This window comes from Novosphingobium sp., assembly GCF_036803765.1.
Classification (GTDB): Bacteria; Pseudomonadota; Alphaproteobacteria; order Sphingomonadales; family Sphingomonadaceae; genus Novosphingobium.
In genome coordinates this window covers 42,988-67,087 of the sequence record NZ_DAIRTS010000001.1, presented here as the reverse complement: position 1 = coordinate 67,087, position 24,100 = coordinate 42,988, and the positions used below count along the sequence as shown (strand labels likewise).

The 24,100-nt window shown below is 67.8% G+C and carries 20 protein-coding genes; 9 read left to right on the top strand and 11 right to left on the bottom strand.

Annotated elements, in window-relative coordinates:
* Window positions 1-134 precede the first annotated feature (134 nt).
* A complete protein-coding gene (recG, locus tag V7Q48_RS00330; protein WP_333835746.1) occupies window positions 135-2,192 on the bottom strand; it encodes an ATP-dependent DNA helicase RecG in 2,058 nt (685 codons plus the stop codon).
* 151 nt (window positions 2,193-2,343) lie between these two features.
* Here recG and V7Q48_RS00325 point away from each other — a divergent pair, with 151 nt between their 5' ends.
* From V7Q48_RS00325 to V7Q48_RS00315, 3 genes are all read left to right on the top strand, one after another.
* Complete coding sequence (locus V7Q48_RS00325) at window positions 2,344-2,583, top strand: FAD assembly factor SdhE (RefSeq protein ID WP_333835745.1); 240 nt, start codon at window positions 2,344-2,346, stop codon at window positions 2,581-2,583.
* Between the two features lie 235 nt (window positions 2,584-2,818).
* Window positions 2,819-6,322: a transcription-repair coupling factor gene (gene mfd / locus V7Q48_RS00320; protein ID WP_333835592.1), complete on the top strand. Its 3,504-nt coding sequence runs from the start codon at window positions 2,819-2,821 to the stop codon at window positions 6,320-6,322.
* A 47-nt stretch (window positions 6,323-6,369) separates the two neighbouring features.
* Complete coding sequence (locus V7Q48_RS00315; RefSeq protein ID WP_333835591.1) at window positions 6,370-7,551, top strand: aminotransferase; 1,182 nt, start codon at window positions 6,370-6,372, stop codon at window positions 7,549-7,551.
* A 175-nt stretch (window positions 7,552-7,726) separates the two neighbouring features.
* On the opposite strand, the gene V7Q48_RS00310 is transcribed toward V7Q48_RS00315, so the two are convergent.
* From V7Q48_RS00310 to ffh, 9 genes are all read right to left on the bottom strand, one after another.
* The gene (locus V7Q48_RS00310) at window positions 7,727-8,752 is read right to left on the bottom strand and encodes an aspartate-semialdehyde dehydrogenase (RefSeq protein WP_333835590.1); all 1,026 of its coding nucleotides are present in this window, start codon (window positions 8,750-8,752) and stop codon (window positions 7,727-7,729) included.
* A gap of 97 nt (window positions 8,753-8,849) precedes the next feature.
* Entirely contained in the window at window positions 8,850-11,147 is a 2,298-nt protein-coding gene (locus V7Q48_RS00305; RefSeq protein ID WP_333835589.1) for a S9 family peptidase, read from the bottom strand.
* Window positions 11,148-11,241: 94 nt separating this feature from the next.
* Window positions 11,242-11,622 carry a 50S ribosomal protein L19 gene (gene rplS, locus V7Q48_RS00300; protein WP_333835588.1) on the bottom strand — a complete coding sequence of 127 codons (381 nt, stop codon included), beginning with the start codon at window positions 11,620-11,622 and terminating at the stop codon, window positions 11,242-11,244.
* 2 nt (window positions 11,623-11,624) lie between these two features.
* A complete protein-coding gene (trmD, locus tag V7Q48_RS00295; protein WP_333835587.1) occupies window positions 11,625-12,503 on the bottom strand; it encodes a tRNA (guanosine(37)-N1)-methyltransferase TrmD in 879 nt (292 codons plus the stop codon).
* A 102-nt stretch (window positions 12,504-12,605) separates the two neighbouring features.
* The gene (locus V7Q48_RS00290; RefSeq protein WP_333835586.1) at window positions 12,606-12,980 is read right to left on the bottom strand and encodes a type II toxin-antitoxin system VapC family toxin; all 375 of its coding nucleotides are present in this window, start codon (window positions 12,978-12,980) and stop codon (window positions 12,606-12,608) included.
* Window positions 12,977-13,255 (bottom strand): hypothetical protein, encoded by a 279-nt coding sequence (locus V7Q48_RS00285; protein ID WP_333835585.1) that lies wholly within the window; start codon window positions 13,253-13,255, stop codon window positions 12,977-12,979. The genes V7Q48_RS00290 and V7Q48_RS00285 overlap by 4 nt, the downstream gene beginning before the upstream one ends.
* A gap of 30 nt (window positions 13,256-13,285) precedes the next feature.
* Complete coding sequence (gene rimM / locus V7Q48_RS00280; protein WP_333835584.1) at window positions 13,286-13,774, bottom strand: ribosome maturation factor RimM; 489 nt, start codon at window positions 13,772-13,774, stop codon at window positions 13,286-13,288.
* 15 nt (window positions 13,775-13,789) lie between these two features.
* Window positions 13,790-14,191, bottom strand: a complete 402-nt coding sequence (rpsP, locus tag V7Q48_RS00275; RefSeq protein WP_333835583.1) for a 30S ribosomal protein S16 — start codon at window positions 14,189-14,191, stop codon at window positions 13,790-13,792.
* A gap of 30 nt (window positions 14,192-14,221) precedes the next feature.
* Window positions 14,222-15,724, bottom strand: coding sequence for a signal recognition particle protein (ffh, locus tag V7Q48_RS00270; RefSeq protein ID WP_333835744.1), 1,503 nt, complete (start codon window positions 15,722-15,724; stop codon window positions 14,222-14,224).
* Between the two features lie 377 nt (window positions 15,725-16,101).
* Here ffh and V7Q48_RS00265 point away from each other — a divergent pair, with 377 nt between their 5' ends.
* The 6 genes from V7Q48_RS00265 (at window position 16,102) to V7Q48_RS00240 (ending at window position 21,868) form a co-directional block, all read left to right on the top strand.
* Window positions 16,102-17,757, top strand: coding sequence for a putative bifunctional diguanylate cyclase/phosphodiesterase (locus V7Q48_RS00265; protein WP_333835582.1), 1,656 nt, complete (start codon window positions 16,102-16,104; stop codon window positions 17,755-17,757).
* A gap of 72 nt (window positions 17,758-17,829) precedes the next feature.
* Complete coding sequence (gene dapF / locus V7Q48_RS00260; RefSeq protein WP_333835581.1) at window positions 17,830-18,639, top strand: diaminopimelate epimerase; 810 nt, start codon at window positions 17,830-17,832, stop codon at window positions 18,637-18,639.
* Entirely contained in the window at window positions 18,620-19,843 is a 1,224-nt protein-coding gene (locus V7Q48_RS00255) for a MiaB/RimO family radical SAM methylthiotransferase (RefSeq protein ID WP_333835580.1), read from the top strand. Before dapF ends, V7Q48_RS00255 begins: the two co-directional genes overlap by 20 nt.
* The gene (ftsY, locus tag V7Q48_RS00250) at window positions 19,840-20,766 is read left to right on the top strand and encodes a signal recognition particle-docking protein FtsY (protein ID WP_333835579.1); all 927 of its coding nucleotides are present in this window, start codon (window positions 19,840-19,842) and stop codon (window positions 20,764-20,766) included. The genes V7Q48_RS00255 and ftsY overlap by 4 nt, the downstream gene beginning before the upstream one ends.
* Before the next feature lie 5 nt (window positions 20,767-20,771).
* Window positions 20,772-21,434 carry an inner membrane-spanning protein YciB gene (locus V7Q48_RS00245; protein ID WP_333835578.1) on the top strand — a complete coding sequence of 221 codons (663 nt, stop codon included), beginning with the start codon at window positions 20,772-20,774 and terminating at the stop codon, window positions 21,432-21,434.
* A 65-nt stretch (window positions 21,435-21,499) separates the two neighbouring features.
* The gene (locus V7Q48_RS00240) at window positions 21,500-21,868 is read left to right on the top strand and encodes a hypothetical protein (RefSeq protein WP_333835577.1); all 369 of its coding nucleotides are present in this window, start codon (window positions 21,500-21,502) and stop codon (window positions 21,866-21,868) included.
* Window positions 21,869-21,994: 126 nt separating this feature from the next.
* Here V7Q48_RS00240 and V7Q48_RS00235 read toward each other — a convergent pair whose 3' ends face one another.
* On the bottom strand, window positions 21,995-23,935 hold the full coding sequence (locus V7Q48_RS00235) for a potassium transporter Kup (protein WP_333835576.1): 1,941 nt from the start codon (window positions 23,933-23,935) through the stop codon (window positions 21,995-21,997).
* Between the last annotated feature and the right edge of the window lie 165 nt (window positions 23,936-24,100).

Here is a 24,100-nt window from a genome sequence, read left to right as displayed (position 1 = left end):
CCTCGCCCCTCCGTCAGTCACTGGCGCGCCTGCCCCCTCCCCACGGTGTGGGGAGGATCGTTCCCCACGATCCTCCCTGCCGAAGGCGGAGAGGCGGACTGCCGGCGTAGCCGGTGGTGGAGGGGCAAGCCCCCTCATCCCCCGCGCAGCAGTTGCACCCCCCAGTCGCGCTCGAACAGATAAAGCAGCACGCGCGCCGCCTCCCCGCGCGGCGAGGACAGTCCGCCGTCGCGCTCCATCAGCAACCGGGCGTCGTCGTGCGCGATCGGCAGAAGATTGGCGATCTGCTCGAAGTCGGCCACGCGGAACGGCGTGTCGCCCGACTGGCGCGTGCCGAGCAATTCGCCGCCGCCACGCAGGCGCAGGTCTTCCTCGGCCAGCAGGAAGCCGTCCTGCGTCTCGCGCATCAGCGCCAGCCGCTCGCGCCCGACCTTGCTGACCATGTCCCCGCGCAACAGCAGGCAGGTCGATTTCTGGCTGCCCCGCCCGACGCGGCCGCGCAGCTGGTGAAGCTGGGCAAGGCCGAAGCGTTCGGCCTGTTCGATCACCATGAGCGTGGCATTGGGCACGTCGACCCCAACCTCGATCACCGTCGTTGCCACCAGCAGCTTGGCCTCGCCGCGCGCGAAGCGTTCCATCGCGGCGTCCTTGGCCTCGGGCCGCATCTGGCCATGGACCATCACCACACCATCGCCGAAGCGTTCGGACAGCATGGCGTGGCGCGCCTCGGCCGCGGCGAGGTCTTCGTTCTCGGCCTCGCGCACCATGGGGCAGACCCAATAGGCCTGCGCCCCGGCGGCGATATGGCGGCCTATGCCATCGACGACGTCGGCCAGCCGCTCCTGCGCCACGACGCGCGTGTCGATGGCCTGGCGCCCCGGCGGCATTTCATCCAGACGCGAGACTTCCATCTCCCCATATTGCGCCAGCGTCAGCGTGCGCGGGATCGGGGTGGCGGTCATCGCCAGGCAGTGCGGGGTGCGGCGCGCCTTTTGCGTCAGCATCAGCCGCTGGCCCACGCCGAAGCGGTGCTGCTCGTCGATCACCACCAGCGCGAGGTTGCGATAGGCGACGCTGTCCTGGAAGATCGCGTGCGTGCCGACGAGGATGTCGATCCCGCCGTCGAGCAGGTTCATCAGCAGGGCCTCGCGCGCGCGGCCCTTGTCGCGCCCGGTCAGCAAGGCGATGTCGACACCGGTGCCGCGCGCCATCTTCGCCAGCGTATCGGCATGCTGGCGCGCGAGGATTTCGGTCGGCGCCAGCAGGGCCGCCTGCCCGCCCGCCTCGACCGCGATCAGCATGGCGTGGAGCGCCACCGCCGTCTTGCCCGAGCCGACGTCGCCCTGCAGCAGGCGCAGCATCGGCGAGCCTTGCGCCATGTCGCCCTCGACCTCGGCGATGGCGCGGCTTTGCGCACCGGTCAGCTGGAACGGCAGGTTGAGCTTGGCGCGCAGATGCCCGTCGCCGTGCAGCGCCTGGCCGGCGCGTGCGCGGTTGGCGGCGCGCACCAGCATCAGCGCCAGGGCATTGGCGAACAGTTCGTCATAGGCGAGGCGGTCGCGCGCGCGCTTGTCCTGCGCCTTGTGCGCGCGGGCCAGCGCCTCGCGCCATTCGGGCCATTCCTCGCGCGCGACGAGGCCTGGCTCGATCCATTCGGGCAGCGCCGGGGCCTGGGCCAGCGCCTGCTGCACCAGCGCCTGGATGCGGCCCTGCGTCAGCCCCTCCGACAGCGGATAGACCGGCTCGGTCAGGTGCCCCAGCGTCGCCTCGCCCATTTCGGCGACGTGATCGGGGTGAACGATCTGCCAGCTCTGCCCGTACTGGTCGAGGCGCCCCGCCACCCAGCGCGTCTCGCCCACCGGCAGCGCCTTCTTTGCCGAATAGGCAGCGCGACCGAAATAGGTGATCGACACCATGTTGCCGACCGCGTCCTCGGCCAGCACGCGGAACGGGCCGCGCCCGGCGGGCTGGCGATGCTCGCGCACCGTCAGCGCGATCACGATCTGCTCGCCAAGTGCCGCATCGTCGAGCGTCGGCACCGCGCGCCGCTCCACGAAGCGGTCGGGCAGGTGATAGAGAAAGTCGCGAATCCGCGTGAGGCCCAGCTTGTCGAGCGGGCGCGCCAGCCCGGCGCCGACGCCCTTGAGACTGGTGGCCTCGGCAAACAGCGGATTGAGCAGATCGGGGCGCATCGGCACTCCCATAATCACCATGGGGCCGTTGCGCCATGGGGCAAGCTGGCTTACCCGCAGCCGCATGACCGACACGCCCGAAACGCCCGAATCCGGCAGCACGTCCGGCACTGCGCCCGCCCCGCAGCTCGACGAGGCCCGCCTGCGCCGGATGAAGTTCCGCGCCTGGCATCGCGGAACGCGCGAGGCCGACTACATGATCGGCTGCTACTTCGACCGCTTCCACGCGCAATGGGGCGAGGCCGAGGCCGCATGGTTCGAGGCCTTGATGGACGAGGAAGACGTCGACATTCTCGGCTGGGCGCTGGGCACGCTGTCGGTCCCAGCCGAATACCAGGGGCCGCTGATGGAGCGGATGCGCAAGTTGGATTACGTCGACATTCCGCGCTGATGGGTCTGCGGGTACGGCCTCGCCTTTTGCCTGATCGCGCTTGGCCCCTTCGACAGGCTCAGGGCGAACGGGGGTGGAGCTGGATTTCTCAAAGGATCCGTTCGGGCTGAGCGTGTCGAAGCCCCATGCCAAACGCTTATCCCACCCGGAACCAACCCATTCCCGTGGCTTTTCAAACCCGTTGACGCCGACCTTCCCCTAAACCTCACCGATCACCCCGGAACGCCTGTCCCCCATGCCCGACTTGTCCCGCATCCTTTCTGCCCGCAGCCCCCTGACCCTTGCCAGCGTGGCGCGCGGGGCGCAGCCGCTGGTCATGGCGGACATCGCGCGCGCGGCGGCAGCGGCCAAGGCACAGGGCCGCGCAGTGTTCATCGCGCCCGACGACACGGCGCTGCGCGCGCTGGTGGAAAGCGCGGCGTTCTTCGCGCCCGAACTCGAGGTAATCGACTTCCCGGCGTGGGACTGCCTGCCCTTCGACCGCGCTTCGCCCGCGCTGTCGATCAGCGCGCGGCGCATGGCGGCGCTGCAACTGCTGCAACACAAGCGCGACGCGCGGCCGCAGCTGCTGGTCACGACGATCAACGCCGTGCTACAGCGCACGCTCACCCCGTTCCGCATCCGCGAATCGACTCGCCTGCTGCGCCCCGGCGTGGAGATCGGCCGCGAAAGCCTGATCGCCCTACTCCAGCGCCAGGGCTATTTGCGCACCGACACCGTGGTCGATGCCGGCGAATACGCGGTGCGCGGCTCGGTCTTCGACATCTACCCCACCGGCCTCGACCATGGCCTGCGGCTCGATTTCTTTGGCGACGAGCTGGAAACGCTGCGCCTGTTCGATCCCAGCACGCAGCGTTCGGTCCAGCCGGTCGAGACACACCTGCTGCTGCCCGCGAGCGAGGCGCTGCTCGACGAAACCTCGATCAAGCGCTTCCGCAGCCGCTATCGCGAGACCTTCGGCGCCAACGCCACCGGTGACCCGCTCTATCAGGCGGTGAGCGAAGGCCGACGCCTCGCAGGCATGGAACATTGGCTGCCGCTGTTCGAGGAGCGGATGGTCACGCTGTTCGACCATCTCGCCGAGGGCGATGTGGTGGTGATCGATGCCGCCGCCGCCAAGGCCGCCGAAAGCCGCCTCGCCGACATTGCCGACTATCACCAGGCCCGGCTCGACAGCGCGGCGCGCCAGCCCGGCGCCTATCGCCCGCTAAAGGCCGACGCGCTGTACCTGACGCAAGACGAACTCGACCGCGCCATCGCCGGCTGGCCGGTTCACCGCGCCACGCTGTTCGCCGAGCCGGAAAGCGCGCAGGTGCTCGACTTCGGCTTTACCAGCAGCCGCGACTTCGCACCCGATCGCGCACAGGGCGCCAACATCTACGAAGCGGCGGCCAAGCATCTCGCCGCGCTCGGCACGCGCGGCCTCAAGCCGATCGTCGCGGCCTATACTCCCGGCTCGCGCTCGCGCCTTGCCTCGTTGCTGGCCGAAGCCGGCAAGCAGGCGCCCGCCATGGCCGACACCTGGCAGGAAGCGCTGGGTCTCGCCGCGTCTGGCCGGCCGGTCGCGGTAGTGCTTCCGCTCGAGCATGGCTTCGCCAATGCCGAGCTGGAGCTGCTGACCGAGCAGGACATTCTCGGCGACCGCCTGGTGCGCCGCAAGAAGAAGCGCAAGGATGCCGACGCCTTCCTCGCCGAACTGTCCGCGCTGTCGGTTGGCGATCTGGTCGTCCACATGGACCACGGCATCGGCCGCTACGAGGGGCTCGAGGCGATCACGGTGGGCAAGAGCCCACATGACTGCGTCCAGCTGTCCTACGCCGGCGGCGACAAGCTCTATATCCCGGTCGAAAACCTCGACGTCCTCTCGCGCTATGGCAACGACAGCGAGGGCGTCACGCTCGACAAGCTGGGCGGCGAAGGCTGGCAGCGCCGCAAGGCGCGGATGCGCGAGCGCATCCTGGAAATGGCCGGGCAACTCATGGCGACGGCCGCGCTGCGTGCGCTGCGCCAGGCCGACGTGCTCGCGGTCGACCCGACCAGCTACGGCCCCTTCGTCGACCGCTTCCCGTGGGACGAGACCGAGGACCAGGAACGCGCGATCGACGACGTGCTGTCCGACATGGCCGAGGGCAAGCCGATGGACCGGCTGGTCTGCGGCGACGTCGGCTTCGGCAAGACCGAGGTCGCGCTGCGGGCGGCCTTCGTCGCGGCGATGGCGGGCCACCAGGTGGCGGTCATCGCGCCGACCACGCTGCTGGCGCGCCAGCACTACAGCAACTTCGTCGAACGGTTCTCGGGCTTCCCGATCCAGATCGGCCGCCTGTCGCGCCTGGTTCCGGCCAAGGAAGCAAGCGAGACCCGCGCCGGGATCGAGGCGGGCACGATCGACATCGTCATCGGCACGCACGCGCTGCTGTCCAAGTCGGTGCATTTCAAGCGGCTCGGCCTCGTCATCGTCGACGAGGAGCAGCGGTTCGGCGTGACGCACAAGGAAAAGCTCAAGGAGCTGAAGACCGACGTCCACGTCCTGACGCTCACCGCCACGCCGATCCCGCGCACGCTGCAAATGGCGATGTCGGGCCTGCGCGAGCTGTCGACGATCCAGACCCCGCCCGTCGACCGCCTCGCGGTGCGCACCTATGTCATGCCGTGGGACGACGTCACAATGCGCGAGGCGCTGCTGCGCGAACACCAGCGCGGCGGGCAGAGCTTCATCGTCGTGCCGCGCATCGCCGACATGGCCGAAGTCGAGGACTGGCTGCGCCTCAACGTGCCCGAGGTCCGCTTCGTCACCGCGCATGGCCAGATGAGCCCGACCGAGGTCGAGGACCGCATGAGCGCGTTCTACGAAAAGAAGTACGAGGTGCTGCTCTCGACCACGATTGTCGAAAGCGGGATCGACATCCCCAGCGCCAACACCATCGTCCTGCACCGCGCCGACCGCTTCGGCCTTGCCCAGCTTTACCAGCTTCGCGGGCGCGTCGGGCGCGGCAAGCTGCGCGCCTATGCCTACCTCACCTACCCCGAGGATCAGGCACTCACCGAAGTCGCGGAAAAGCGGCTCAAGGTCCTGGGCGACCTTGATTCGCTCGGCGCCGGCTTCCAGCTCGCCAGCCACGACCTCGACCTTCGCGGCGCGGGCAACCTGCTGGGCGACGAACAGTCGGGCCACGTCAAGGAAGTGGGCTTCGAGCTGTACCAGTCGATGCTCGAGGATGCGATCCTCGCCGCCAAGGCCGGCGACATCGGCCTGGCGCGCGAGCGCGAGGCATTGAGCCCGCAGATCACGCTTGATGCACCGATCATGATTCCCGAGGACTACGTCCCCGACCTTGCCGTGCGCATGGCGCTTTATCGCCGCATGAACGATGCCGAGGGCGCCGACGCGGTCGAGGCGCTGGCCGCCGAGATGATCGACCGGTTCGGCCCGCTGCCGCAGGCGACACAGAACCTGCTCCAGCTGATCGAGGTGAAGCGCCAGGCGATCGAGGCGCGCATCGCCAAGATCGACGTCGGCCCCAAGGGCGTGCTGGTCTCGTTCCACAACGACGACTTCCCCGACCCCATGGGCCTGATCGCCTATGTCGAGCGCCTGAAGGGCACCGCCAAGCTGCGCCCGGACAACAAGCTGGTGATCCAGCGCGCCTGGGGCGATCCGCAAGGCCGCCTCAACGGACTGGTCCAGCTGACCAAGGGCCTGTCGACCATCGCACGCCGGGCGGCGAAGAAGGCGGCTTGAGCGGCACAACGGTTGCGCCTGCCGTCGGCGCGGGTAGTGATCGCGGCATGACCGTGCCTTCGCTAAACCCGCTCTATGCCGCCATGCCGACCACCGTGTTCGAGCGCATGTCGGGGCTTGCCCGGCAGACCGGTGCGATCAACCTGGGGCAAGGGTTTCCCGATGGTCCGCCGCCGGCGTGGCTGACCGAGGCGCTGACGCAAGCGGTGGATCGCGTGTCGCATCAATATCCGCCGATGGCCGGGCTGCCCGTGCTGCGCGAGGCAGTGGCCGGGTTCTATGCGCGGCGGCAGGGCGTGGCCGTCTTGGCGGACCATGTCGTCGTGACCTCGGGCGCGACCGAAGCGCTGGCGGCGGCCATCCTTGCAGTCGTGCAACCCGGCGATGAGGTGCTGGTCTTCGCGCCGGCCTACGATGCCTATGCTCCGCTGGTGCGCCGGGCGGGCGGCGTGCCGGTGTTCCTGGCCCTCGCCCCGCCCGATTGGGCCTTGCCGCTTGAGGCGCTGCGCCAGGCCGTCACGCCGCGCACGCGCGCGCTGATCCTCAACGATCCGCTCAACCCAACCGGCACCGTGACCACGGCAGCGGAACGCGCCGCCCTGGCGCAGCTGTGTTTGGAGGCGGATCTGGTGGCGATCTGCGACGAGGTCTGGGAGACCGTCCGCTTCGATGGCGCGCCGCACCGCCCGCTGATGGCCGAGCCGGGCATGGCGGAACGGACGATCAAGATCGGCTCGGCCGGCAAGATCTTTGGCGCGACGGGGTGGAAGGTCGGCTGGCTGCTGGCCGCCCCGGCCCTGGCCGCGGTCGTCGCGCGGGCGCACCAGTTCCTGACCTTCACCACCCCGCCCATGCTGCAGGCAGCCGTGGCCGAGGGGCTGGCGCAGGATGTGACGATCGATGCGCTGGTGGCCGACTGGGCGGCCGCGCGGCAGGTTCTGCTGGACGGGCTTGCCCGCCATGGCTTCGCGGTGCAGCCCAATGCGGCGACGTGGTTCGCCTGCATCGACCTTGCCCGCAGCGGCATCGCGCTGGATGACGCGACATTCGCCGAGCGTGCGGTGCACGAGGCCGGCGTCGCGACGATCCCGCTCTCGGCGCTGTGGGAAGGCCCGCCGGCCCCGCGCCACATCCTGCGCCTGTGCCATTGCAAGCCGGCAGCCATGCTTGAGGAGGCCATAAGCCGGCTGGCCGCATGGCGCGATCGTCTGACATCGACGCCGCGATAAGGCGCCCGACTCCATGCACGTCACCCCGGGCGAGGACCCGGGGTCCAGCTTTTGGGCGACACCTATCGAACGCGGTTTTGGCCCCGGAAGCGGGACCCCGGGTCAATGCCCGGGGTGACGCACCTGCCGGAAAACACCGCCGCCCCTCACTCGCGCGAGGGGCGGCGTGCTTGCCTCAGCCCTTCTTGAGGTGGCGACGGCCGAGCAGTTCGGCGATCTGGACCGCGTTGAGCGCGGCGCCCTTGCGCAGGTTGTCCGAGACGCACCACAGCGCGAGGCCTGAATCCACCGTCGGGTCTTCGCGCACGCGCGAGACGTAGGTGGCGTAGTCGCCCACGCATTCGATCGGCGTCACGTATCCGGCGTCCTCGCGCTTGTCGACGAGCATGACACCCGGCGCCTCGCGCAGGATGTCCTGCGCCTCGGTGGCCGAGATCTCGTCCTCGAACTCGACGTTGAGAGCCTCGGAGTGGCCAATGAACACCGGCACGCGCACGCAGGTCGCGGTGACCTTGATCTTGGGATCGAGGATCTTCTTGGTCTCGGCGACCATCTTCCACTCTTCCTTGGTCGAGCCGTCGTCGAGGAAGCTGTCGATGTGCGGGATGACGTTGAAGGCGATCTGCTTGGTGAACTTCTTGGGCTCGACCTGGTCGCCGACGAAGATCGCGCGGCTCTGCTCGAACAGTTCGTCCATGCCTTGCTTGCCGGCGCCCGAGACCGACTGGTAGGTCGCGACGACGACGCGCTTGATCTTCGCCTTGTCGTGCAGCGGCTTGAGCGCCACGACCATCTGCGCGGTCGAGCAGTTGGGGTTGGCGATGATATTGCGCGCGGTGTAGCCGTCGATCGCCTCGGGGTTCACCTCGGGCACGATCAGCGGAACATCGGGGTCCATGCGGTAGAGCGACGAGTTGTCGATCACCACACAGCCCTGCGAGGCGGCCTTGGGGGCGTAGATCTTGGTCGGGCCCGACCCGGCGGCGAACAGCGCGATGTCCCAGCCGGTGAAGTCGAAGTGCTCGACGTTTTGGACCTTCAGCTTCTTGCCGGTTTCGCCGAAGTCGATCTCAGACCCCTGCGAGCGCGACGAGGCCAGCACGGCGATCTCGTCGATCGGAAATTCGCGCTCGGCGAGGATGTTGAGCATTTCGCGCCCGACATTGCCGGTGGCACCCACCACTACAACCCGATAACCCATGGTAACTCTCACTCCCTGCGAACGCCTTGCGCGCGCCCGCTCCTTAGCGGCTGGTTCCGACCAGCCAAGCGAAAGGGGCTTTGCCCCCGCGAACTTGTTATTTTCCGCCGGTCGCCGTGCCCGTACCCGCACCGTTGCGGTCGAGGAAGCGGAACATGGTCTCGTAGAGATGCTGGCTCACCTTCGGTCCGCTGATGCGGTGGGTATAGCCGGGGTAAAGCATCATCTCGAACGGCACCGCCTCGCCCTGCATCTTGGCGATGAGCGCGGAGCTGTTCTCGAACACCACGTTGTCGTCGGCCATGCCGTGAACCAGCAGCAGCGGATCCTTGAGCTTCGCGCTGTTCTCCAGCGCGCCCGCGGCCTTGTAGACCTCGGGCACGGCCTTGGGATTGCCGAGATAGCGCTCGGTATAGGCGGTATCGTAAAGCTCCCACTTGGTGACCGGCGCCACCGCGATGCCCGCCGCCCAGACGCCGGGATGCGCCTGCAGCATCTTGACGGTCATGTACCCGCCATAGGACCAGCCGAAAATGCTGACGCGCGCGGGATCGACGAAGGGCTGCTGCTTGAGCCACTGCGCGCCCGCCAGCTGGTCTTCCACCTCGACCGTGCCCATCGCGTGCCAGATCTTCGAGGCGAAATCGACGCCGCGGTTTTCCGAGCCGCGGTTGTCGAGCGCGAAGTAGATGTAGCCTTTGGCGACGATGGCCTGCGCCAGCGCGCCCTGCCAGCCCTTGTGCACCACGTTCGCGGTCGGCCCGCCGTAGTGGTAGGTGAAGACCGGGTAGCGCTTGCCCGGCTCCATCGGCGGGGTCATCATCATGTAGTGCAGCGGCGTGCCGTCGGCGGCCGGGATCGTCCCGAAGGTGGCGGGGCGATGCGCGGCGAGGTAGGGCGCATAGGCATGGCCGGCATCGAGGCGGTTTTCCTCGATCCATGCCAGCCGCTTGCCCGCTCCATCGGCGAGATAGGACTGCGGCGGCTGCGCATCGCCGCTGCGCGTCACGATCAATGCCTGGCCCTTGCCGTCCATGCTTGCGCTATTGGCGAAGGCAAGGTCGGTCAGCCGCTCGACCTTGGCCGGCGTCTTGAGCGACAGGGCATAGACCTGGCCCGCCAGCACGTCGTCGCGGGTGCCCGCGAAATAGACGCGGCCGGCCTGCTGGTCGACACCGACCAGATCGGTCACCGCCCACGGGCCTTGCGTCAGCTGCTGCCACGTTCCGCCATTGGCGCCGGGCGTGAAGCGATAGAGGTGGCCGAAACCGTCGCGCTCGGACCACCAGATCAGGCTGCCGTCATCGAGGAAGCGATAATTGCTCGACAGGTTGATCCAGCTCTTCTCGTGCGCGGTCTCGGTGAACAGCACCCGCGCGGCGCCCGTCGCCGGGTCGACGGCCAGCATGTCGAGCCTGGTCTGGGCACGGTCGAGGCGCTGGACATAGACGGTCTTCCCGTCGGGCGCCCAATCGACGCGGCCGAGGTAGATATCCTTGTCAGGTCCGAGATCTACAGGCACGCGATGCCCGCCATCGGCATCCATCAGCCACAGCGAGACATCGGCATTGGCGCCGCCGGCCGCCGGATAGCGCTGGTCGAAGGTCTTGGTGCCGTCTGCGCCGATCGCGGCGCGGGTGACGACGCCGACATTGGCTTCGTCGAAGCGTTCGACCGCGAGGCGCTTTTCATCGGGCGCCCACCAGAAGCCCGTCATGCGCGCCAGCTCTTCCTGCGCGACGAATTCGGCCTCGCCCCAGTGCACCGTGTCGGCGCTTTCCTCGGGGCTGATCGCGACCGGCATGCCCTGCCCTGAAACCGGGCCGACCCACAGCCGGCGATCGCGTACGAAGGCGATGTGCTGGCCCTTGGGGCCAAGGCGCGGATTGAGTTCGCCGCCGGTCGTGCCGGCGATCTTGCGCACGGTGCCATCGAGGCCCGCCAGCAGCAGCTCGCCGTCGAGCGGCACGAGCACGCTCTTGCCGTCGCTCGCCCAGTCGTAGGCGACGATCCCCTTGAGGTCGCCGATGCGCTGGCGTTCGCGCTGCATCTTCTCCGCCTCGCTGAGCACGCGGCCCGACGAGAGCTTGAGCGAATCGACGAGCATCGACCACTTGCCGGTCTTGCGATCGAAGCCCCACAGGTCGAACCGCTCGCGATCGTCGGTGCGGTTGCGCAGCAGCGTCAGGTAGCGCCCATCGGGCGACAACTTCACCCCACGCGGGCTCGGCCCGTTGAGCGAGGGGCTGGCGAAGACGCGCTCCAGCGTCAACGCACCGGCGGCAGCGGGCACCGTCTTCACAGCACCAGCCGGCAACGGTTTGGCAGGCGCGGCATGAACGACGATCGGCGCGCCAAGCAGCGCGGTGGCAAGCAGCAGGGGACGAAGACGCATGGCAAGGGGGGCATCCCGAAAAGCAAAAGGGCGCCCTGGCTGCATAAGCCAGGACGCCCCTTTACGGTTGTATCCGTGTCGCGGCGGCGGCTTATCAGCCTTCCTGGGCGGGACGAACGTCGCGGCGCTCGGCGATACGTGCGCTCTTACCGGTGCGACCACGCAGGTAGTAGAGCTTCGCACGACGCACGACACCGCGGCGCACGACGGTAATCGAGTCGATGTTGGGCGAGTAGAGCGGGAACACGCGCTCCACGCCTTCGCCGAACGAGATCTTGCGAACGGTGAAGTTCGAGCCGAGGCCACGGTTCGAGCGGGCGATTACGACGCCTTCGTAGGCCTGGACGCGGGTGCGCTCGCCTTCGACGACGCGCACGCCGACGCGCACGGTGTCACCGGCGCGGAAATCCGGAATTTCCTTCTTCGCCTTGAATTCGGCGATGGCTTCAGCTTCGATCTGCTGAATCAGGTTCATGGTCAAACGTCCTGCACTTCGTGCCGCGCGCCAGAGGCAGACTGGTCCCGAGCGCCGACGTGGCGCTCCCAAAGGTCCGGCCTGCGTGACCGAGTATCGACCTCGGACTGGCGCTGGCGCCATTCCGCGATCTTCGCATGATCCCCCGATCGCAGCACTTCAGGGATCGTGCGCCCTTCCCATTCCTGGGGTCGGGTATAATGCGGGTACTCGAGCAGCCCGTTCTCGAACGACTCTTCGTGCCCACTGGAAGCCGCGCCCATTACGCCGGGCAGCAGGCGAATGCAAGCATCGAGCAGCATCAGTGCGGCGCATTCGCCGCCCGACAGGACGATGTCGCCGACCGAAACTTCCTCGACCGCGCGGCCGGCGAAGATCCGCTCGTCGAACCCCTCGAATCGCCCGCAGACGACGATCACGCCCGGGCCTTGCGCCAGCTCGCGCACACGGGCCTGGGTCAGGGGTTTGCCGCGCGGCGTCATCGCGATGACGGGGATGGCGGCAGCCCCTCCACCACCGGCTGCGCCGGCGGTCCCCCTCCCCGCCTCACGGCAGGGAGGATCCAGATCCTCCCCATGCCATGGGGAGGTGGCAGGCGCGCCAGCGCCTGACGGAGGGGCCGAGGCATCGACCTTCTCCGCCATCACCGCCCGGGCATGATCGATAGCGTTCGCCAGCACGTCCACGCGCAGCACCATCCCCGCCCCGCCGCCCGCAGGCGTATCGTCGACGGTGCGATGCTTGTCGGCGGCAAAGTCGCGGATCTGCACCGCATCGAGCGTCCACTTCCCCTCACGCAGCGCCCGTCCGGCCAGGCTGACGCCCAACGGCCCCGGAAACATCTCGGGATAAAGGGTGAGAACGGCAGCGTGGAACGTCATGCAATCAAGTCCTGCTCGATCCTCCCCGGCACGGGGAGGGCAACCAGCCGCAGGCCGGTGGAGGGGCCTTGCCGCGTTGGCTCTGCCTTGGCAATGGCCGGGTCAGCGCACCCAGTTCTCGACCCTGAGGCCCGGCACGTCGTCGTAGTCGGAAGTATTGTCGGTCACGAGTATCAGATCGAGCGCCAAAGCATGCGCAGCGATGAGCCGGTCGAAGCTGCCGCGCCGGAACGGAATGCGGGCATAGGCTTCCGAAGCGGCCATATCGAAGGGCAGCACCGGCACTTCCTGCGAGAAAACCGCCAGAATGTCGCGCAGTGGCGGCTTGCCGGCTTCAAAACCCAGCAGGATTTCGGCATGAACGATGGCTGACGTCGCCAGATCGCCTTCCTCGCACTCAGCCATCCTTGCCCGCAAAACCTCACTGCGTCCTTCCAAAGCAACAATAATAACATTGGTGTCGAGCAGGAACTTCACGCCGGACCTTCTGGACCATCATTCCATACGCGCCGGCTGGGCTCAAACACGCGATCGTCGCTTGTGCGCAGCTGAAGCCCCATGCCCGAGGCAATGCCCCACACCTTGTCGATGTTGAACTTGCGCTTACCCTTGACCTTCGCCTGGAGGATCAAGTCATCACCCTTGCGCTCGACTGCCCATTCCAGACCCGGCTCAACGCCCAGCCCTTTTGGCAGCCGCACAGCGACCGAATTGCCTGACATGAAGCTCTTGGCGGTGAATTGCTCGGTCACGGCTACCTCCGTATATCCAAGCTGTATATATTACTCGGCGTACAACGCGTCAATCAGCAGGCGCACCTCGTCCCACTCGGGTACAGCCTCGGCCCGCATCGGGACCATGAAGCGCTTGCCGTCGGGGCGTTCGATGTCGAGCAGGTCACCCGCGCCGAAGTTCTCCACGCCCACGCACGTGCCCAGCATGGTGCCGTCGGTGGAATGGGCGGGCAGGCCGATCAGGTCGGCATAGTAGTATTCGCCATCCGCCAGCGGCGGCAGCGCCGTGCGGGGGACGGTCAGGACCGTTCCGCGCAAGGCCTCGGCGGCGTTGCGCGTGGTTACTTCGGCAAAGCGGGCGATGGCGCCGCCCTTGCCGTCGTCACGCAGCTTGTCGAGGGTCAGGGTGCCGCCGTTGAACGCCTTGTGGGGCTTCAACGAGGCGACACCCTCACCGAACAGCTTGAGGCGCACTTCGCCCGTCACGCCGTGTGCGCCGGCGATGGCGGCCAGGGTAACCGGGCGATCGTGCGTCATGCTGGTGCGTCAGCCTCAGGCTTCAGCGGTTTCTTCGGCAGCGGGAGCCGCAGCAGCCTCGGCAGCAGCCGCAGCGGCGGCAGCAGCCTTCTCGGCCTTGTCCTCGGCGCGTTCCTTGGCCTTCTTGCCCGGCTCGGCCTTCTGCGGGTTGTTGGTCGCAGCGCGCTCCTTGATGCCGGCCTTGTCGAGCAGGCGGGCAACGCGGTCGGTCGGCTGGGCGCCAACGCCGATCCAGTAGCGCACGCGGTCTTCGATCAGGCGCACGCGGTCTTCGGCGTCCTTGGCGAGCAGCGGGTTGTAGGTGCCGACCTGCTCCAGGTACTTGCCGTCACGCGGAGCGCGGCTGTTGGAGACGACGATCTTGTAATAGGGGCGCTTCTTGGAACCGCCGCGCGACAGACGCATGGAAACAGACATTTACTTACCTTTCAACAAAATACGATGTGATTACTTGTTCTTGAGCAGGTCGGCGAGGTTGCCGGGCAGCTTGCCGTTGCCAAGGCCCGGGAGACCGCCCAATCCGCCCCCGCCCAGACCACCGAGACCGCCCATGCCGCCAAGGCCACCCGGCCCGGCCTGCTGGTCCAGCCCCGGCATGGCGGCACCCATGCCACCCTTGCCGAACAGCGCGCCCAGGCCCTTGAGTCCGCCCATCTTCTTGATCTGCTTCATGGCCTTGGCCATTTCCTGATGCATCTTCAGAAGCTTGTTGACGTCCTGCACCTGCATGCCCGAACCCTTGGCGACGCGGATCTTGCGCTTGGCGTTGAGCAGTTCGGGCTTCGCGCGCTCCTTGGCGGTCATCGAGCCGATGATCGCGTCCATGTGGAGCAGCACCTTGTCGTCCATGCCCGAGCTGGCCATGGCCTGCTTGGCCTTCTTCATGCCCGGCATCAGCCCGGCCAGCGCACCGAGACCACCCATGCGCTGCATCTGCTGCAGCTGCATGCGCAGGTCGTTCATGTCGAACTGGCCCTTGGCCATGCGCGAGGCGAGCTTTTCCGCCTCATCCTGCTTGATCGTCGCGGCCGCCTTCTCGACGATCGAGACGATGTCGCCCATGCCGAGGATGCGGCCGGCGACGCGCTCGGGCTGGAAGGTCTCGATCGCGTCGAGCTTTTCACCGGTGGCGGCGAACTTGATCGGCTTGCCGGTGACCGCGCGCATCGACAGCGCCGCACCGCCGCGTGCATCGCCGTCCATGCGGGTCAGCACCACGCCGGTCAGGTCCACTTCGCCGGCGAACGACTGCGCGACGTTGACCGCGTCCTGGCCGGTCAGCGAGTCGACCACCAGCAGCGTCTCGCGCGGGGTCGAGACGGCGGCGACCGCCTTCATCTCGTCCATCAGCGCCTGGTCGACGTGGAGGCGACCGGCGGTGTCGAGCAGCAGGACGTCGACGGCCTGGAGCTTGGCGGCATTGACCGCACGCGTCGCGATCTCGACCGGCGACTGACCCGGCACGATCGGCAGCGTGGCGACGCCGGCCTGTTCGCCCAGCACCTTGAGCTGTTCCTGCGCGGCCGGGCGATTGACGTCGAGCGACGCCATCAGCACCTTCTTGCCGCGCTTTTCCTTGATCAGTTTGCCGATCTTGGCGGTGCTGGTGGTCTTGCCCGAACCCTGCAGGCCGACCATCATGATGACCACCGGCGGGGTCGCGGCGAGATCGAGGTCCGCCGCCTCGCTGCCGAGCATCTCGACCAGCGCATCGTTGACGATCTTGACGACCTGCTGGCCCGGCGTGACCGACTTCAGCACCGACTGGCCGACCGCTTCCTCGGTCACCTTGTCGACGAAGCGGCGCACAACCGGCAGGGCCACGTCGGCCTCGAGCAGGGCGATGCGCACTTCGCGCATGGCGGCGCGGACGTCTTCTTCCTGAAGCGCGCCGCGACCGCGCAGGCGGTCGAAGACGCCGCCAAGCCGATCGGAAAGACTGTCGAACACGCGCTGCTCCATTGCCAAACCGTACACCACCGGCCCCGAACGCGAAAAACGCCGGTGGGCGAAACCTCGCCGACCAGCGTGCGCCTTCCTGTTCCGGGGGCGTACAAAACCTGTGTCCTTGCCTGCAGACGCGAATCCGCTGAAAGCCTGGACAGGACCGAGCCCTTACCCGCACCCGCTGCCGATTGCAACCATACCGAGGTGGGCGGCCCGGCTCTGGTTTGTTTGCCGGGGCGTTAACCGATCCTTCAACCCCGACAGGTAGTTTTTCGCATGTCCTGCAATGGACTAGGCCTGCAACGCAAAAAACAACGGGCTATGAGGCGATGACCAGCGAAACGGCGGCAATGACGAATGCCACAGCATTCCATGAGGCGATGGATACCGCCCTTCCGCGCGCCGATCGCGATGTCGTCGCGCTGGGCATCATTGCCGCAGCCATTATCCTGTTCGTCGGTTCCGGGTCGGCGGTGCTCACCCGCACGGTCGATTACCTCCTGTTCGGCACGGGCAACGTCGACGTCGTCCTTGCCAATGCGCTGCTGCTCAACATCGCGCTGATCATCTTCGGCTGGCGCCGCTACGTCGAGCTGACGGGCGAAGTAGAAGTCCGCCGCCGCGCCGAAGCGACCGCGCGCCGGCTCGCTTATACCGATCCGCTCACCGGTTGCCTCAATCGCCGCAGCCTGGAACCCGCGATCGAGGCGCTCATCGCCGATGCCTGGTGCCACGACGAGGCGGTCGCGCTGCTGATGCTCGACCTCGACAAGTTCAAGCGCGCCAACGACCTGCACGGACACCAGACCGGCGACGCGGTCCTCGTCGCCACGGCGATGCGGCTGCGCGCCGTCCTGCCGCACGATGCGGTCATCGCCCGCATCGGCGGCGACGAATTCACCTGCGCGCTGCGCTTCGACCCGGCCGAACCCGGTGCGATCGCGACCCTGGCACGCCGGATCAACAAGGCGGTCGCCGAACCCATCGCCCTGGCCGGCTGCACGGTGGATATCTCCACCTCGATCGGCGTTGCGCGCAGCGACGGACCGGCGATCCCCCACGGCGCGGACGCCAGCGCGGTCGCCGCACAGTTGCTGCATCACGCGGACCTGGCGATGTACCATGCCAAGAGCCATGGTCGCGACCGCCATTGCTGGTTCGATCCGGCGATGGAAAGCGCCTTGCGATTCCGCGCCGAACTCGAAAGCGGCATCCGCGAAGGCCTCGCCCGCGGCGAATTCGTGCCGTTTTATGAAAAGCAGATCGATCTCGACAGCGGCCGCCTGACAGGGTTCGAAATGCTCGCCCGCTGGCATTCCCCGCGCCATGGCCTGGTATCGCCGGAAGTATTCATTCCGGTGGCCGAGGAAATCGGCGTGATCGCCGAGATGTCGGAAAGCCTGATCCGGCAGGCATTGGCCGATGCGCGCACCTGGGCGCCCGAGCTCTCGCTCTCGGTCAATATCTCGCCGTTGCAGCTGCGCGACCCGTGGTTTGCCCAGCGCCTGCTCAAGATGCTGGTCGAGGCGAACTTCCCGCCGCACCGGCTGGAAGTGGAGATCACCGAGACCGCGCTGCACGAGAACCTGCCAATGGTGCGCTCGATGGTGGCGAGCCTTAAGAACCAGGGCATCCGCGTCAGCCTCGACGATTTCGGCACCGGATACAGTTCGATCGCGCAACTGCGCACGTTGCCGTTCGACGCGATCAAGATCGACCGCAGCTTCGTGACCTCGCTCGACAGCTGCAAGGACAGCGCCACGATCATCTCTGCGATCACGTCGCTGGGCCAGGGGCTGGCGCTGCCGCTGATTGCCGAAGGGATCGAGACGGCGGCGGTTCTCGACGAATTGCGCAAGCTCGGCTCGTTCCGGGGCCAGGGCTATCTCTATGGCCAGCCCGAGGACGCGCGCCACGTAGCCGCGGGCCTTGCCGGCGAAGGGCTGCTGGTGACCCAGGTCACCACGCCCGACACGGGCGAGGCCGTGCCCATGCCGCTCCCGGGCGCCCCGCGCAGCGCCAGCGCCAGCGCCTGACGCCGCACAAACGCCGGTCTTTGGCCATGCCCTCCATTGCGCGCGAGGGGCGGAACGCCTAGATCGCGGGCCATGCGCATTCCCTTTCACAAGATGCACGGCCTCGGCAACGACTTCGTGGTGATCGACGCCCGTACCGCGCCGCTGGCGATGTCGGCGCAGCGCGCCGCCGCGCTGGCCGACCGGCACACCGGCATCGGCTGCGACCAGTTGATCGTGCTCGAACCCTCGAGCCGGGCCGACGTGACGATGCGGATCTTCAATCCCGACGGCAGCGAAGTCGGCGCCTGTGGCAATGCCAGCCGCGCGGTGGGCCTGCTGCTCGGCGGCCGCACCCGGATCGAGACCGCGGGCGGCCTGATCGAGGCCGAGGCCGGTGACAGCGGGATCAGCGTCGACATGGGCGTGCCGCGCTTCGACTGGGACGCCATTCCCCTGGCCTATGCAATGGACACGCTGGCCATGCCGGTTGGCTGGGACGATCTGGCCGACCCGGTCGCGGTCAATGTCGGCAATCCGCACGCGGTGTTCTTCGTCGAGGACGCGCAGGCCGTCGATCTCGCGCGGCTCGGTCCGATCATCGAGACCGATCCCGTCTTTCCCGAACGGGTCAACGTCAACGTCGCGCATGTCGCCGGGCCGGATCATATCGTCCTGCGCGTGTGGGAGCGCGGCGCGGGGCTGACGCGCGCCTGCGGCACCGGCGCCTGCGCCACCGCGGTCGCGGCCATGCGCCGCCGGCTGACCGGGCGCCAGGTGCGCGTGGACTTGCCGGGCGGCAGCCTCGTCATCGCCTGGCGCGAGGACGGCACGATCCTGATGACCGGGCCGGCGAGCGCCAGCTTCGATGGCGCCTTCGACGATGCCCTCTACCCCCTCTGACAACGACAGCCCCAGCGCGGGCGCGCCCGCCGAGGTCGTCACGCTGGGGTGCCGGATGAACCTGTCGGAAAGCGAGGCGATCCGCGCCATGCTGCGCGGCGCCGCCACTCCGACGCTGGTGGTCAACACTTGCGCCGTCACCACCGAGGCCGTTCGCCAGTCACGCAAGGCCGTCCGCCGCCTGCGCCGCGGCAACCCCGACGCGCGCCTGCTGGTCACCGGATGCGCCGCCACGATCGAACCCGAGGCCTTCGCCGCGATGGCCGAAGTCGACGGCGTGGTGCCCAATGCCGACAAGCTGCTGCCCGCGCGCTGGCAGGTCTCGGCCTCGCCCATGCCGCGCGTGCCTTCGGAGCGGCACACCCGCGCCTTCGTGGCGGTGCAGAATGGCTGCGATCACGCCTGCACCTTCTGCATCATCCCGCAGGGGCGCGGCGCCAGCCGGTCGCTGCCGGTGGCGGACGTGCTGCACATCGTGGCGCGCCATGTCGATCTGGGCGTCGCCGAAGTCGTGCTGACCGGCGTCGACCTGACCAGCTGGGGCGCCGACCTCAATGGGGCGCCGCGCCTCGGTGACCTCGTTGCCGCGATCCTGCACGCATTCCCCGCCCTGCCCCGCCTGCGGCTGTCCTCGGTCGACGGGGTCGAGATCGACCCGCTGCTGCTCGAACTGCTGTGCAGCGAGGTGCGGGTCATGCCGCATGTCCATCTCTCGCTGCAATCGGGCGCCGACATGGTGCTCAAGCGCATGAAGCGCCGCCACAGCCGGGCGCAGGCGCTGGCGCTGGCCGAGACGCTGCGCGCGCGCCGCCCCGAGATCGCGCTGGGCGCCGACCTCATCGCCGGCTTTCCGACCGAGGACGAGGCGATGCACGCCGACAACCTGTCGATCATCGCGGCGGCCGGCATCGTCCATGGCCATGTCTTTCCCTATTCCGCGCGCCCCGGCACGCCCGCCGCGCGGATGCCCCAGGTTGCGCTGCCCGTGATCCGGGCGCGGGCCGCGCAGTTGCGCGCCGCCGTGGCCGCGGAACGGGCACGCTGGCTCGGCACGCGGGTCGGACTGCCGGCACAAGTGCTTGCCGAACGCGACGGCACGGGCCATGGCCCCGATTTCGCGCCCTATCGCCTGCCCCCCGGCACGGCAGCGGGTGCATTGGTGATGATGACCCCGACGGGGATCGAAGAAGGAATGCTGGCATGAGTAGCGACAGCTGGTCGGATCGCCTGCTGGGAGGGTTTCGCAAGACCTCCGAGCGGCTCGCCGGCAGCCTCACCGGGTTCGGCGGCGCCACCCGCCTGACCGAGGCGCAGCTCGACGAGATCGAGGACGCGCTCATCATGGCCGACCTTGGGCCCCGTGCGGCCGCGCGCATCCGCGAGCGTCTTTCCTCCGCACGCTTTGACGAGGGGCTGGACGACAAGGCCCTGCGCGAGGCGGTCGCGACCGAGATCGCGGCAATTCTGCGCCCCGTTGCCAAGCCGCTCGACATCGTCGCTTTCCCGCGCCCGCAGGTGATCCTCGTCATCGGCGTCAACGGTTCGGGCAAGACCACCACGATCGCCAAGCTGGCGCACCTGTTCCAGGAACTGGACTATTCGGTGATGCTGGCCGCGGGCGACACCTTCCGCGCCGCCGCGATCGGCCAGCTCAAGGTCTGGGCGGATCGCCTCGGCGTGCCGATCGTCACCGGGCCCGAGGGTGGCGACCCTGCCTCGATCGTGTTCGACGCGGTCAAGGCCGCGACTGATGCCGGCACCGACGTCCTGATCGTCGACACCGCCGGGCGCCTGCACAACAAGCGCGAGCTGATGGACGAGCTGGCCAAGGTGCGCCGCGTGCTCGGCCGCCTCAACCCCGAGGCGCCGCACGACGTGGTGCTGGTGCTCGACGCGACCAACGGCCAGAACGCGCTTCAGCAGATCGAAATCTTCAAGGATGTGGCCGGCGTCACCGGCCTCGTCATGACCAAGCTCGACGGTACGGCGCGCGGCGGTGTGCTGGTGGCCGCCGCCGGGCAATACGGCTTGCCGATCCACGCCATCGGCGTGGGCGAGACGATCAACGACCTGCGCCCGTTCGACCCCGATCTGGTCGCGCGGGTCATCGCCGGGGTATTCCAGTGAGCGACGTGACGACCACCAAACCCCAGGCTTCGGCGAAGCCCAAGACTTCCTGGGTCAACCTCGCCGTGGACTATGGCCCGCTGCTGGTGTTCTTCCTCGCCTATCGCCACTTCAGCCCGGCGCAGGCGAGCGACAACGGCGTCGGCTCGGTCGTCGCCATCACCAAGAGCACGATCGCCTTCATGGTCGCGACCGTGGTGGCGCTGGCGGTGTCGAAATGGCGCCTCGGCAAGATCTCACCGATGCTATGGCTGTCGACCGCGCTGATCCTCGGCTTCGGTACGCTGACCGTATTCCTGGGCGATCCGTTCTGGATCCAGATCAAGCCGACCGTGATCTACCTGCTGTTCTCGGGCGCGCTGTTCGTCGGCCTGATGCGGGGCAAGCCGCTGCTGCGCACGCTGCTGCAGAGCGCGTTCGACGGGTTGGACGACGATGGCTGGCGCAAGTTGTCGCGCAACTGGGCGTGGTTCTTCCTGGCGCTCGCCGGTCTCAACGAAGTGCTGCGGCACGCCCTCACCTTCGACGGCTGGCTGACCGCCAAGCTGTGGGGCGTCAGCGCGCTGTCGTTCCTGTTCACCTTCGCGCAAGTGCCGATGCTGCTGCGCCATGGACTTGGCAAAGAGGAAGCCGTGGCCGAGGCCGAGACGACCACGCCGCACGACTAAGCGGGGAACCGGTTTGGCGAGGTCGCGTTTCGCATCCGACCAAGTCAAACACGGGAGACCACCCTATGCGCACGCACTTCCTCGCCATCCCTGCCCTGATGATCGCCGCTGCCGGCCTCTCGGCCTGCTCGGAAAAGACCCAGGACAAGACGGCTGCTGCAGCCGATTCGGCCGCTGATGACGCGCGCAATGCTGCCGCCGACGCTGGCCGCGCTGCCGACAAGGCTGCGGACAATGTCTCGGATGCCGCCTCGAAGGCCGTGAACGACGCCAGCCGCGCTGCCGACCGTGCCGCCGACAATGCGTCGGCCAAGCTCGACCGCGCCGGCGACAAGATCGACCACGCTGCGGACAAGGCCGGCACCGCCGCCGACAAGTTCGGCAACCGCGTTGCCCAGGGTGCCGACGAAGCAGCGGACACGATGAAGAAGTAAGCCGCTTCCTTCATCCGCAAGCCAAAACAGAACGGCCGGTCTGCTCCCCACGGAGCGACCGGCCGTTTTCGTATGGGCGGGAATGCCAACGCGCCACGTTCCCGGGCGCGCGGCCTTCCTTGCCGATCAGATGCGCAGCTGGCTGCCCAGCTCGACGACGCGGTTGGTGGGCAGGCGGAAGAATTCCATCGCGCTGGCGGCATTGCGCAGCATCCAGGCGAACAGCTTCTCGCGCCACAGCGCCATGCCGGGCTTGTCCGAGGGGATCAGCGTCTGGCGCGAGAGGAAGAAGCTGGTCTTCATCATGTCGAACGGCGCGCCGCACATCGTCACAGTCTTGAGCGCGGCGGGCACGTCGGTCTCCTCGAGGAAACCGAAGCGCAGCTTGACGCGGTAGAAGCCGTTGCCGAAATCCTTGACGTCCGACCGCTCCGCCAGATCGACATAGGGCACGTCCTGGATCGCCACGGTCAGGATGATGACGCGGTCGTGCAGCACCTTGTTGTGCTTGATGTTGTGCAGCAGCGCCGAGGGAACGCCGTTGGAGGCCGAGGCCATGAAGATCGCGGTACCGGCCACGCGAGCGGCGCTCGAATGGGCGGACTTGGTGAAGACCTCAAGCGGGATCGAGCCTTCGGCCATGCCTTGGCGCATCAGCGCACGACCGCGCGACCAGGTGGTCAGCAGGGTGAAGATGGTCACGCCCATGACCAGCGGCACCCAGCCGCCGTCGGGGATCTTGGTGAGGTTCGCGCCGAGGTACCCGAGGTCGATCGCCACGAACAGCGCGAGCAGTCCGCCGGCAAGCACCGGGCGCCAGTGCCACAGCTTGATCAGCACGACGCCGAGCAGCACGTTGTCGATCATCATCGCGCCGGTCACCGCGATGCCGTAGGCGGCGGTCAGGTTCGACGAATGGCGGAACACCAGCACCAGCAGGATGACCGCGACCATCAGCGCCGAATTGATCACCGGGATGAAGATCTGGCCCGCAGCGGTGCTGGTGTGGCGGATCGTCATGCGCGGGATGAAGCCGAGCTGGATCGCCTGCTGCGTCACCGAGAAGGCGCCCGAGATCACCGCCTGCGAGGCGATGACGGCGGCGAGGCTGGCGATGATGAGCAGCGGCCACTGGAACCAGTCGGGCGCCAGATAATAGAACGGGCTGACCAGCGCCGAGGCGCCTTCACGCATCAGCAGCGAACCCTGGCCCAGGTAGTTGAGCACCAGTGCGGGCAGGACCAGCGCCAGCCACGAGACGCGGATCGGGTTGCGGCCGAAGTGGCCCATGTCGGCGTAGAGGGCCTCCGCGCCGGTCACCGCGAGGACGGCGGCGCCCATGGCCAGGAACCCGCGGAACGGGTCGAGCGCGAACATCGCCACCGCATAATGCGGGCTCAGCGCGCCGATCACCTGCGGATGGGCGGCGATGCTGACCACGCCGAGCACCGCGATCGTCGCGAAATAGACCAGCATGATCGGGCCGAAGAACGTCGCAACCTTTGCGGTGCCGCGGCTCTGGATCAGGAACAGCCCGATGAGGATCGCGACCACCATCGGCACGACCCAGCCCTGCATGCTCGGCTGATAGACCGACAGGCCCTCGATCGCGCCCATGACCGACACCGCCGGGGTGATCATCGAGTCGCCGTAGAACAGCGCCGTCGCGAAAACGCCGAGCAGGATGATGCCCCGGCCCCAGCGCTTGCCCTCGGTGTGCTGGTTGATGAGGGCCAGCAGCGCGAGGCTGCCCCCCTCGCCCTTGTTGTCCGCGCGCATGATGACCGAGACGTACTTGAGCGTCACGATGATCATCATCGACCAGAACATCAGGCTGATGATGCCATAGACGTGGGTCTGGTCGAGCGGGAGGCGGTGATGCCCGGCAAAGGTATCGCGCAAGGCGTAGAGCGGGCTGGTGCCGATGTCGCCGAACACGACGCCGACGGCGCCGACGGCCATCTTGAGCAGGCTGGAATCGTGCCCATGTGCGCCATGATGGCCTGCACCGCCGCTCGCGGAAGGCGACGCAACGGCAGTATCCGCATTACCCACGGAATCGGTCATGGCATTCGGTCCCCAGCCTTCACGGACTGCGTCCGGCCCGGCTCAAAAAGTGTTCCGGCGCCACGATAGACGCCGAATCGGCGCGGCGATTAGCACCGGCGTGTAACCTGAAGCAATGGTGAGCAAAGCCTTGAAGGCCGTGCCTGTTCCCGCGCAGCCCCCATG

What these genes read in the sequence shown, in the direction of transcription:
- recG (WP_333835746.1), bottom strand. Translation starts at nt 2,192, where the DNA reads ATGCGCCCCGATCTGCTCAATCCGCTGTTTGCCGAGGCCACCAGTCTC.
- V7Q48_RS00325 (WP_333835745.1), top strand. Translation starts at nt 2,344, where the DNA reads ATGAAGTTCCGCGCCTGGCATCGCGGAACGCGCGAGGCCGACTACATG.
- mfd (WP_333835592.1), top strand. Translation starts at nt 2,819, where the DNA reads ATGCCCGACTTGTCCCGCATCCTTTCTGCCCGCAGCCCCCTGACCCTT.
- V7Q48_RS00315 (WP_333835591.1), top strand. Translation starts at nt 6,370, where the DNA reads ATGACCGTGCCTTCGCTAAACCCGCTCTATGCCGCCATGCCGACCACC.
- V7Q48_RS00310 (WP_333835590.1), bottom strand. Translation starts at nt 8,752, where the DNA reads ATGGGTTATCGGGTTGTAGTGGTGGGTGCCACCGGCAATGTCGGGCGC.
- V7Q48_RS00305 (WP_333835589.1), bottom strand. Translation starts at nt 11,147, where the DNA reads ATGCGTCTTCGTCCCCTGCTGCTTGCCACCGCGCTGCTTGGCGCGCCG.
- rplS (WP_333835588.1), bottom strand. Translation starts at nt 11,622, where the DNA reads ATGAACCTGATTCAGCAGATCGAAGCTGAAGCCATCGCCGAATTCAAG.
- trmD (WP_333835587.1), bottom strand. Translation starts at nt 12,503, where the DNA reads ATGACGTTCCACGCTGCCGTTCTCACCCTTTATCCCGAGATGTTTCCG.
- rimM (WP_333835584.1), bottom strand. Translation starts at nt 13,774, where the DNA reads ATGACGCACGATCGCCCGGTTACCCTGGCCGCCATCGCCGGCGCACAC.
- rpsP (WP_333835583.1), bottom strand. Translation starts at nt 14,191, where the DNA reads ATGTCTGTTTCCATGCGTCTGTCGCGCGGCGGTTCCAAGAAGCGCCCC.
- V7Q48_RS00265 (WP_333835582.1), top strand. Translation starts at nt 16,102, where the DNA reads ATGGATACCGCCCTTCCGCGCGCCGATCGCGATGTCGTCGCGCTGGGC.
- dapF (WP_333835581.1), top strand. Translation starts at nt 17,830, where the DNA reads ATGCGCATTCCCTTTCACAAGATGCACGGCCTCGGCAACGACTTCGTG.
- V7Q48_RS00255 (WP_333835580.1), top strand. Translation starts at nt 18,620, where the DNA reads ATGCCCTCTACCCCCTCTGACAACGACAGCCCCAGCGCGGGCGCGCCC.
- ftsY (WP_333835579.1), top strand. Translation starts at nt 19,840, where the DNA reads ATGAGTAGCGACAGCTGGTCGGATCGCCTGCTGGGAGGGTTTCGCAAG.
- V7Q48_RS00240 (WP_333835577.1), top strand. Translation starts at nt 21,500, where the DNA reads ATGCGCACGCACTTCCTCGCCATCCCTGCCCTGATGATCGCCGCTGCC.
- V7Q48_RS00235 (WP_333835576.1), bottom strand. Translation starts at nt 23,935, where the DNA reads ATGACCGATTCCGTGGGTAATGCGGATACTGCCGTTGCGTCGCCTTCC.